The organism is Rhizobacter sp. P2_H2 (assembly GCF_056403375.1).
In genome coordinates this window covers 1-3293 of sequence record NZ_JBFUFP010000609.1, presented here as the reverse complement: position 1 = coordinate 3293, position 3293 = coordinate 1, and the positions used below count along the sequence as shown (strand labels likewise).

The window sequence follows — 3293 nt, the reverse complement described above, 5'->3', positions numbered from 1 at the left end:
CGGCAGCATCGCCGGCGTCCGCATCGTCTCCATTCCCGCCGGCAGCACCATCCTGCTGGCCGATGGCGTGACCGTCGTCACCGCCGGCCAGTTGCTGACGCCCGCCCAGGCCGGCTCGCTGCTGTTCAAGCCGGCCGCCGATTTCAACGGCAACTCCGCGCTCAGCTACGAGGTGATCGACAACAACGGCGCCACGTCGGCGCCGGCCTCGGTGCAGATCAGCATCACGCCGGTGAATGACGTGCCGGTCGCGAACGCCGACACCGTCAATGCGGTGGAAGACACACCGGTCACGTTCGACCCGCGCGCCAACGATGCCGATGTCGATGGTCCCGCGCTGAGCATCGTCTCGGTCGGTGGCCAGCCGATCGCCGTCGGCACGCCGGTGGTGCTGCCGCAAGGCACGGTCACGCTGAACGCCGACGGCACGCTCAGCTTCACGCCGGCGCACGACTTCAACGGCTCGCTGAACGTTCCCTACACCGTCAGCGACGGCAGCCTGCAGTCGTCGTCGAGCGTGACGATCAACGTCGCACCGGTCAACGATGCACCGGTCGCCGTCGCCGACGGCGCGTCGAGCGCCGTCAACCTGCCGGTCACGATCCCGGTGCTCGCGAATGACATCGATGTCGACGGCGACACGCTGAGCGTCAGCAACCCGGTGCTGAGCAACCCGGCGCTCGGCAGCGTCAGCATCAACGGCAACGGCGAACTGGTGTTCACGCCCGCCACCAACGTGAGCGGCCCCGTCACCATCACCTACACGGTCTCTGATCCGTCGGGCGCAAGCTCGACCGGCACCGTCACCGTCAACGTCGGCGCGAACACCGCGCCGAGCGGCGCGGACGCCTCGCACGCGCAGAACGAAGACAGCGCGTACAGCCTGCAGGCGAGCGACTTCGGCTTCAGCGACCCGGACGCCGGCCAGTCCTTCGCCGGCGTGCGCATCGATGCGCTGCCGGCCGCCGGCACGCTGCTGCTCAACGGCACGCCGGTCACGGCGGGCACCGTCGTCTCGGCCGCCGACATCGCCGCCGGGCACCTGGTGTTCACGCCGGCCGCCGACGGCAACGGCAGCGGCTATGCCAGCATCAGCTTCAGCGTGCAGGACAGCGCAGGCGCCTTCGACGCCACGCCGAACACCTTCACGTTCAACGTCACGCCGGTCAACGACGCGCCGGTCGCGCATCCCGACCTGGTCTCGGCCACCGAAGACACGCCGGTCAACTTCGACCCGCGCGCCAACGACACCGATGTCGACGGCCCTGTGCTGAGCGTCACCCAGGTGGCCGGCCAGCCGATCGCGGTCGGCAGCCCGGTGACCTTGCCCGAGGGCACGGTCTCGCTCAATCCGGACGGCACGCTGACCTTCACGCCCGCGGCGGACTTCAACGGCCCGGTCAACATCCCGTACACCGTGAGCGACGGCACGACGCCGACCGCTTCGGCGGTCACGATCAACGTCGCGGCGACGCCGGATGCGCCGGTGATCACCGGCCCGCTCACCGGCAGCGTCACCGAAGACCAGGTGCCGGGCAGCACCGGCAAGCTGACGGTCGTCGACCCGGACGGCCCGGCCGAATCCGTCTTCGTCGCGCAGAGCGGCAGCGCCGGGGCCCATGGCAGCTTCACGCTCGCGAGCGACGGCACCTGGAGCTACGCGCTGAACAACGCGGCGCCGAACGTGCAGTCGCTGGCGGCGGGCACCAGCGTGACCGACAGCTTCACCGTGACCACCGCCGACGGCACGACGCGCAGCGTGGTGATCACCGTCAACGGCACGAACGACGCGCCGGTGGCGGTCAACGACACCGGCAGCGCGACCGAAGACGCGCCGCTGCTCGGCAGCGTGCTCGCCAACGACAGCGATGTCGACGCGGGCAGCAGCCTCGCGGTGACGCAGTTCAGCATCGGCGGCAGCACCTATGCCGCGGGCCAGACGGCGACCCTCGCCAACGTCGGCACGCTGCTGATCGCAGCCGACGGCAGCTACACCTTCACGCCGGCGCCGAACTACAACGGCGCGGTGCCGACCGTCACCTACACCGTGAGCGACGGCAGCGCGAGCTCGACGGCCTCGCTCGACATCACCGTGACCGCGGTGAACGATGCGCCGGTGGGCGTGAACGACGGCAAGGCCTTCGACGAAGACAGCACCGCCAGCGGCAATGTGCTGGCCAACGACACCGACGCCGACCACGATACGCTGTCGGTGACGCAGTTCAGCTTCAACGGCAACACCTATGCGGCCGGGCTGACGGCCGTCGATCCGGCCACGGGCTCGCTGCGCCTCAATGCCGACGGCAGCTACACCTTCACGCCGAACCCCGACTGGCACGGCGCCGTGCCGGTCGTCACCTACACGCTGAGCGACGGCACGGCCACCTCGACGGCGCAGCTGGCGCTGACGATCACCTCGGTGAACGACGCACCGGTGGCGGCYGACGACATCGCCTCGACCGCCATCAACGCCTCGGTGACGATCGACGTGCTGGCCAACGACCACGATGTCGACGGCGACACGCTGACCGTCAGCAACCCGGTGCTGGCCAACCCGGCCCAGGGCTCGGTGTCGGTCGACGCGAGCGGCCACGTGGTCTTCACGCCGGCCACCAATTTCAGCGGCGCGGTGCAGATCCAGTACACGGTGACCGACCCGAGCGGCGCGAGCGCCACCGCGAACGTCACGGTGAACGTCGGCACCAACACGCCGCCGACCGGCGCGGACGTGACACGCACGCTGGCCGAAGACAGCAGCTACACGGTGCAGCCGGGCGATTTCGGCTTTGCCGATGCGGATGCGGGGCAGACGCTCACGAACGTGCGCATCGACACGCCGCCGGCGGCCGGCACGCTGCTGCTGAACGGCGCGGCGGTCGTCGCCGGACAGATCATCTCGGTGGCCGAGATCAACGCCGGCCACCTGGTGTACGTGCCGGCGGCCAATGGCARCGGCGCGCCGTATGCGTCGTTCAGCTTCAGCGTGCAGGACAGCGCGGGTGCCTTCGATGCGGCACCGAACACRCTGAGCCTGAACGTGACGCCGGTGGCCGATGCAGCCGTGATCACCCCGGGCTCGGGCTCGGTCACGGAAGACACGGCGGTCGATGCGGGCGGACAGCTCAGGACGGGCGGCACGCTGGCGATCGTCGATCCGGATGCGGGCGAGGCGGTGTTCCAGCCGCAGGCTGCCACGGCGGGGACGTACGGCACGTTCACGCTCGCCGCCGATGGCACGTGGACCTATGCAGCTGCAAACAGCAACGCCACGGTCCAGGCGTTGCGTGCTGATC

The 3293-nt window shown here is 69.9% G+C and carries 1 protein-coding gene; it reads left to right on the top strand.

Features of this window, described 5'->3' with window-relative positions:
- A partial coding sequence (locus AC1D15_RS23325) for a cadherin-like domain-containing protein (protein ID WP_477827847.1) occupies positions 1 to 3293 on the top strand: 3293 nt, incomplete at both ends.